The sequence below is a fragment of the Aerococcus sp. HMSC10H05 genome, assembly GCF_001806975.1.
GTDB lineage: Bacteria > Bacillota > Bacilli > Lactobacillales > Aerococcaceae > Aerococcus > Aerococcus viridans_B.
In genome coordinates this window covers 1-8,485 of sequence record NZ_KV787013.1, presented here as the reverse complement: position 1 = coordinate 8,485, position 8,485 = coordinate 1, and the positions used below count along the sequence as shown (strand labels likewise).

Genomic DNA, 8,485 nt, shown 5'->3' with positions numbered 1-8,485 from the left:
AGTTAGCGCCCATGCCGGGCGCACCAAAAAAAAGACATTTCCCACATAAGTGAGAAATGTCTTTTTGATTTGTATATGGGTTGGTACTGATTTTTTTGGAAATCTCTGTCCATACTGTATCCATATACAAATAAATTCGTAATAGCGCCAAAAATTAACGTTTTGGGAATTGTGGACTCTTACGAGCTTTCTTACGACCTGGTTGATTGGCATTTTATTTTAATAAATTTCAAAAACCTTTAATATCAATGGTTTTGAAGGTGTTTGCTTAAATATTATTTCATCCAATTTCAGTAAATTTCAATAGAATAGTGTGAACTTTTACCTAAAATAAGTAAAACCGAGCTAGAAAACACTAGAGTTCACACCATATTGTTTAAATAATCTAAAGCTTTATTTTTACTTTTTTTATATTCATCATTGCTTAACAATAATTTTTGAATCTCTAAATTTTTAAATTTAACTACATATAAAGCACCTTCAGATTTAATATAGATTGTTTCAAAATAATAGTCATAATCTCTTTTTTCAGAATAGAGATATGATAGAAAATCAGTCAAATTATCATCATCCATAAACTTGGTGTTTATATATAAATCTAGGCGATACTTTTGAAACGATTTCACTGTATTTATCTTTGAAATTTTTCTTTGATAGCTAGAAATTAAATCAATATAATCGCCCCAGAAAGATCCTACTGGAATTTTCCCAAAACCAGATTCATGCATGTCAAAACTAAATTTTTTCATATTAAAATAATCTTGCTCAGATAAGTTTTCCTTATTATACGCTTGCAGCATGTATCTCCATTGAGCTCTTCGTTCTGGTATCGTCGCACTAGTAATCTCAACACCGATATTCTTTTTATTATCAATAAAATCTGGACTTTCACTTTTTATCAAGCCTGAATATTTTTCTGGAAATAACAACTTCAAGATATTCATACTTATTAATTCTTCAAATTCATTTTGAATATTCATAAATATCCCCGCCTTGTACTCGTTATGAATTTTACTTTAATATTTAAAGACTCAACCCCGTAAACTTCTCTCCTAATGCTATCTCTCCTAATTGCTCAATCGTTCCCCGACTATCGTTAATTGTATAAAACGTCAATCCTTTGATTTTCAGACCATTTACGTCCTCTTCAAATACTAAGTCAGCTTCATGATTATTAATGTACATTAGGAGATCTTCTTTCCATGCTTCACGCTCTAAAAGATTAATCCCTTTTGGCTCAATGAATATTTGTAGATAGTGATCTGCATTCGCTAATAATAAAATAAAATCGGGTTGGAAAGCTTCAAAATGAACATCCGTTGTTTCTCGATCAAATTGATACAGCTTCAATTTTTCACTTTTCGCAGATTCACGATGCATATTTTCGTCCATACGTACTAGATAGACATCACTGTATTTTTCATTTAATTCAATTAATCGATCTTTTATTCGATCGATTAATTGTTGCTCAGTTTGATTGATAAAGGCTGAATCATATACAAAGAAATCTTCATTTTTATAATCTTGTCTACTTACATTCTGAGAAGCTCTAATATCAAATAACTTCATACGTCCTGTATCATAGTTCGGCTGACGCTTTCTATAATCACCGACAAATTCACGTATTGGATACCCTATAAATTTATTTGTTCCAATTTCTTTACGGTAACCTTGCTTGATTTGCTGTTCAACTTTGCGTAAATAAATTTCTAATACCTCTAATTTTTCTTCGGGTTTAAGCTTTTTTCTTCCCATGCTTCTAGGAACTACAGCATACAAGGTTCTATTGTTTAAGTTTAACCATGATTCACTCAAAAATTCTTGTCTTGATTTTAACAATGGAAGATATTCTTTTAAACGGGCAAAATGATAAAAAGAATTTCGATTCATCGCTTTCATAATTAATCTTAAATCTAATTGAATCGCTTTTTGGAAAGTATCTGAGAAATCTTCTTGGACCATAGCTGAATCATAATTATATTCTCTGGTGGTAAAGTGCCAATTAATAATAATATCTGAACGATTATCCACACCATATTTTGATAAATTGTCATAATGATCATCAGCAACAAGAACTCGTTCATTATAATAAATAGACCCTTTTTTCCAAATGTCCGTTTTCTTAAATGACGGTTTAACTTTAACTTCAATCAGTGGATTTTTCTTATCTTCTCCACTTGGTAGATTCATTTCATTTAATGATTCCACTAGATTTTTTAGATATTGAGGTTCATTGATTGTATGATAATGTAATGTTTCAAGTAGTAAACTGTCTGCACCATCTTCTTCAAAACGACGTTGATATGAAATTTTATTATCCAATCTAAACGGATTATATCTTGCTCCACGTCCAATAAGTTGTGCTTCAGCCATCGTTGATGTTTTCGTACCTTTAGCATTTTCAGTATCAGAAATCCGAACGATATCATACAAGTTCAGAACGTCCCAACCTTCTGTTAATTTTGCCACAGCAAAAATAACCCTATATAAATTCGAAGAATTCTCCAATGTATTTAAGGCTTCATATTGTCCTTTTTCAAGCATGTTGCCTCGATCTGTATCGTTCGCATTAATGATTCGCCCTTTAGAAAACTGACGTTTCATTTCTCGAACGATCTCTGGTATTTTATCAATGTTCGATAAATAGTATCGATAAGTTCTGTAAAGTGTTTCACTTTGTTCTTCTGAGTTTTCATCAAATCTCAATCGGATAAATGATTCAATCATGTCAGGGGTCAAATCTTCAATAAGATCTAAAAACTTACTCTCTGCTTGGTTTGAATCAATAATTTTTGGCGACTTGAATAAGATAACTGGCTTTATTTCAACATCATGCATTTCCTTCGCATATAATCGTCTGAATTCGCTCAATAATATGACGTTCATCATATTTTCTATATCTTTATTACTAGACTGAATTCTTCGGATGTTTTTAGAATAGCCGTCTAAGATATACCTATCTAAAGCATAGCGATAGATGATTTTATCTTTGTATTTCTGATATACTTGCTTATTCTCTAAATCGATTGTTGCTGTAAATTCTAATAAGCGATTCTCATTGTTTGCACCAAGTATAAGATCTATCGTTCTCTCCCATGATCGTTCATCTTCTTTTTCTTTCTTCGTACTTGCTGAATAATGATGTGCTTCATCAGCCAAAATAACAGTCTTATGTTTCTTATACTCCGTCAATCCCATTGTATTTTCTTTTTCAGTAAAGAGATCACTCGCAATCCCTTGAATGGTATCTAACTTGATATAGATGACGTTCTCTCTCATCGTAGTTGGGAATTGGCGAACCTGTTCGATACGTATCCGATTACCTTCGATCTCAATGGGGTGATTATATAAGTTTTTTATTGAATTAGTATCCGTTAGATTATCTATTGTTTTTTGTAGAACAGAATTTGTGTTAACGGTAAAGAGAAATCTTTGATATCCCTCTTCTTTAAATAGATACAAAATTAACCCTGCCATTAAATCAGTCTTCCCAGAGCCTGTTGCCATATTGAAAAGAACATGATTTGATTGCATGTATTTAAACTCTGTATTATTTAAAGCAAAGTGAAAGTAATGCAGAGCTCTATCTTGATAATAACGAAAACGATGCTTCATGTTGTCGTATATATATTGAGGAGTTTGATAGTTTAGAGTTCGTTCTTCTAAAGTTCCATCATATGCAGTTAAAGCATCTAAAAGAGGTAAACCTGATTTTTTAGCCAATAACATCATCCTCCTTATAGAATAACTGATTGAAGGCATAATCAGTATCTGATATTAAATCTCTGACATTCACATCATCGATTTCAGAATAATTATAATAGAGTTGATTCTTATCAATAACCTTCAATAGTAATTTCTTTCGCTCGTCAAGTGACGATTCTTCTTCAAGAATTTCTTCTAATGCTTCTAGATCTACTTTGAAATTTAGATCCACATTCTCCAACATGAGATGATATATCTTGAATAATTCCTCACTATCTTTTGCCTTGTATACTTGATCAATATAACCTTGACTCTTCTCCATTAATTCTGCGTAAACGAATGATCCTCCACCCTGCCAATCAACATCTTTAGAGATACCACCTTGTTCCCCTTCTATCACTTTTTGAAGTCGGGATATTGACACAGTATTAATGTAATCCATTTGTTCAATACCGATGAACCTGCGATTCATCTTCATCGCTACAGCTTGAGTCGTAGCAGATCCCATGAAGAAGTCTAATACTAAATCATCTTCATCTGTTGATATTTTTATCAAATTCATTAAAAGCTTTTCAGGCTTTGGAAAATCGAATAAGCGTTCACCGAATAGTTCTTGAATCTCTTTAGCACCTCTTTGATTCGTCCCAAATTCAGTTCCCCATTCATCATTAACGATTTTCCCCTTACTATCTTTCAAATAAATTTTTGTGTATGGTTGCTCGTCTCCACCAGTAGTCCAATATATTAATCCTTCTTTATCTAGTCTTTCAAAGTCTTCTTTTGTTTTCATCCAAGGACCTTTTAGAATATTACCTGATTTAGTTGTCACATCATAATAATGCTTTCCTCTTGTTTTATGTAGCAAAATTCCCCTTCTGAACTTTCCCCTTACATCCTCATACCTATATTCCTTAAGAGCAGAAGGACCTAAAGGTAATCTATTTAATTCAGTATCTGGATTTTTTCTATAAATGAGTATGTAATCTAATACATTCGCAAAATCTCCAATATTTGATTGATTATCACTTTTCCTCCAAGCTATTGCCGAAATAAAATTTTTGGGATTATTAGATACTTTAAAAATTTCATCCATAATTAATTTTAAATGTGCAAAACCATCTTTTCCAATTACTACAGACATTATTCCGTTATCTGATAATAAGTTATATGCTATCTCAATTCGATTAAACATGAAGGTGAGCCACGTGGATAACTTGAAGTTTGAATTATAGTTAAATGCATCTATATCTTTATTTGTCCAAAAATAATACGGAGGATCTATAATAATAGACTTTACTTCCGAATTGTACTTATGACTTATTGTATGCAATGCTAATAGATTGTTTCCTTTTATAATTAAATTATCTTCATCAGATATACTATCTATATCATGTACTCCGTCAACATCATATTTTTTAGCATTAACTAATATTTTCTTGTCTAACATTACGTCAATTTCTTCAGAGGCAATGACTTCATTATAGAAAGGTTCATCAGGCTTCAAATCGTCTTTTTCGACATCTTCTTTAGTCATTCCAGCCTTTAAGATGGTATCTTTGTACGAGAAATCTAATACCACTTCTGTTGATTCATCGATAAATCTTCCTCTTGAAGTTAGACCAATCTTCTTAGTGTATTTTGTGTGTGAATCCATCCAAAAGTCATCCATTTCGAATGTTTCAATTAATTTATTTATTTCAATTATCGTGTATTCCCCAAGATTCTTTGAGTAATGCTTTCGAACTAATGGATCATTTATTAATGCTAGCACTAGTTTTTCATCATACTTGTCAATATCCTCTATAACTTTTGACTTATTTAAATCCCCACTTATAAAGTATTTCTCTTCAAACTGACTTAATACAGAGTATAGTGCCTTCATAATTTTTGTATCCATTAAATCACTCCTATTTTATGATTCTCCTACATTATAGGTTAAGTTTCATTATTAGTCATGAGTAAGACAACATAATATCTTATTTATATAGGGGACCCCAAAAGTTAGACTAATTTTATGAGAGTTGACCAATCGGTCAGCTCTCTTCTTTTTATATCAATTATCCTTAATTCCTGTTGTCGACTTTACTTCTTATAAATTTCAATATGTCAAGAGTAGTAGCGAAGTGGCTCTTGATATATTGAAAATTTATAAGAGATTATTCGGAGACTATGGAATTAATAGCCATATGCTGCTCACGATATTGTATTGGACTGAGCCAACCAAGTTTCGCTTTGATTCGTTCTTCGTTATAGTATTCGATATATTTTGTTATAGCATTAGCTAATTCTTCAAAACTACGATAAGTTTCTCCATAATATATTTCTTGTTTGAGTATACTAAAAAAATTTTCCATTGGTGAATTATCGTAACAATTTCCTTTTCTGGACATACTTTGAAAGATACCATTATTTTTTAAAGTTTTTGCGTATTGCTTCATTTGATACGCCCACCCTTGATCTGAATGAAAGGTTCTTCTGAATTTACAGTCATTTGTTTGCTTTATAGCTGCTTTCAAGCCTTGCATCATACTTTCACCGTTAGGTTGTGCTGTTATTTGAAAACTGATAATTTCACTATTGAACAGATCCATATAGGGATCTAAATAAAGTTTGCCTGTTTGAGTGTTTCCTGACTTATCCATATACAAGTATTTGAACTCACTGGTATCAGTTGTAATCTTTTGATGTGGAATTGATGTATTAAAACGTCGTTTTAAACGATTTTTTGCTACTTTCCCAACTGTACCTTTATAAGAATTATACTTTCTGCTTTTCTTTGAAAATGACGTCACAAGAATATTCAATTCTCTCATTAAACGCAATACTTTCTTCCGATTAATATGATAACCCATTTCCTGTAATTTAGCCGTCATTCTCTTATATCCGAAGTCCTTATGTTTCTTTCTAAGCGCTAGTAATGCATCTTTGAAAATTTTATCTTTATCTGTGCGTTTGGATTGCTTCACTATATAATGATAGGTTGCCTTTGGAAAATCAACCACTCTTAAAATGTCTACTAATTTAAATTTATGTATGTGGTGGAGATTGTAGATCGCTTGAACTATTTGCTTCTTTGTTGCTGTTCCTCTGCTGCCCGCAATCTCCTCAATTCCTTTAAAAATTCATTCTCGATTCTTAGATCACGAATTTCTGCTTCTAACTTCTCTAAGCGTTCGATGCTTAGTGATTCCTGGGTTGTTTGCTGCTGTTTCGGATTAACTTTTTTGTCAGTCTTATTCTGTTTATTCACTTTTGGTAGTCTACCTTTCTGTTTAGATAAGCCATCGATGCCTTCCTTATAAAAAGTAGTATGCCAATTGCAAATCAAACTAGGATTATTCATTCCTAAGGAATTGGCTACTTCTCGATAGCTCATTTCTGTTGTTTCGTACAATTTTACAGCACTAAGTTTAAATTCAACAGTATAATCCGTCTTATTTCTAGATCGTTTAAGGCTCTCTATACCAAACTCCTTATAATTATTGACCCATCTTTTTACAATAGATTCATTTATATTAAATTTTTTAGCTATCGATGGATAGCTACCGTAATTTCCTAAGTAATATTTCACAACTTCTAATTTAAATTCTAGTGAATATTTTGCCATAAAAATAAACCCCCTAAAGTTAGATTTTTGGTCTAACTTTAGGGGGCCTCCACATTATTCTCTATGTGCTCTTTCATTTCGTCATTCATTTTATTTCTAAGTTTCCTTGACTGGATATAAAAATATTCAATGTACCTACGGAACTCTCGTTTTTTCAATGCTCTTTCAAATTTCATGATGAACTCTTCTTCATTGTGTAACACATACTCCTCATCATCAACTTTTGAGTTATACGCCTTATCATAATCCCTTAAAAATCTATTCATTCGTTTAGAATAGGATATTCTTTCGTTTTCAAAGTTGTGATTTGGATGGATATCATTTCGAATAGTCATTTTAAATTTGTCAAACAAAGTATCCACTATTATGAGTGCGTTTTGCGTGATATTGATTAAAAAAGAACACTGATCAATGATTTGATTATCTGGCTTATCCATCAACAAATGATACTCATCTAAGACTAAATTTAAACGAGCCATCTCCTGATTTCTTAAAGTATCAAATGATTCATTCATATCCGATTGGATTATTTCTAATAAATCTTGAATGAACGTATCAACATAGGATATCAATTGTTCTTGATCAAGGTCTATTATTTCATCAAATATACCGCTCGATGATTTAAATACAATTTTTGAAGGGCTTTTAAAATAATATTCTTCTAAATACAAATCTAAGGCTCGAAGGCACCTTTTATTCACTAAGTATCTTGAAACACCTGCTTTAGTTTTAGCATATTGACTTGGAGGGATGCTGATATCCGTAGTATAATACGTTTCATTTTCATGCGTTACGTTTATCTTAATTTTAAAATCACTAAGATAGCTTTCTAGCGACTTAATATAAGTATACATATAAATTTGAGCATTATATCGAGGTGCATTTAATTCCTGCTCAATAGATTCTGTTGACAGATTTTCAACCTCAATAAAATCATTAATCAACTGAGCTATCCTTTGATAGGTATATTCCATGCCTGTGTTGGAATATTTATTACTGGCCAACCAGTTTAGACAATCATCAATTGTAAAATATTCCTTTAAGTTTACTTTCTCTAGATCGAATTTATTCTTCAATTAACATGGCTCTACAATATATAGGACTGATAACTAAAAAAAGTCATTGGTCTAATTTTTTCGCAAAAAAAACGAGGATTCCATTATCATTAAGTTA

5 protein-coding genes are annotated in these 8,485 nt (G+C 31.5%); all 5 read right to left on the bottom strand.

The features are described from left to right. Nucleotides 1-362 precede the first annotated feature (362 nt). Nucleotides 363-980: a hypothetical protein gene (locus HMPREF3116_RS08635; protein WP_070469197.1), complete on the bottom strand. Its 618-nt coding sequence runs from the start codon at nt 978-980 to the stop codon at nt 363-365. Nucleotides 981-1,023: 43 nt separating this feature from the next. Beyond that, a complete protein-coding gene (locus HMPREF3116_RS08630; protein ID WP_070469196.1) occupies nt 1,024-3,732 on the bottom strand; it encodes a DEAD/DEAH box helicase family protein in 2,709 nt (902 codons plus the stop codon). Beyond that, nucleotides 3,716-5,602, bottom strand: coding sequence for a site-specific DNA-methyltransferase (locus HMPREF3116_RS08625; RefSeq protein ID WP_070469195.1), 1,887 nt, complete (start codon nt 5,600-5,602; stop codon nt 3,716-3,718). The genes HMPREF3116_RS08630 and HMPREF3116_RS08625 overlap by 17 nt, the downstream gene beginning before the upstream one ends. 259 nt (nt 5,603-5,861) lie before the next feature. Next, nucleotides 5,862-7,312, bottom strand: a protein-coding gene (locus HMPREF3116_RS08850; protein ID WP_371440311.1) for an IS3 family transposase whose coding sequence is annotated in 2 segments (ribosomal slippage) — nt 5,862-6,767 and nt 6,770-7,312 — 1,449 coding nt in all. Because the reading frame shifts where the segments join, the coding sequence is not laid out codon by codon here. A gap of 38 nt (nt 7,313-7,350) precedes the next feature. Continuing rightward, a complete protein-coding gene (locus tag HMPREF3116_RS08610) occupies nt 7,351-8,388 on the bottom strand; it encodes a hypothetical protein (RefSeq protein ID WP_070469192.1) in 1,038 nt (345 codons plus the stop codon). Nucleotides 8,389-8,485 lie beyond the last annotated feature (97 nt).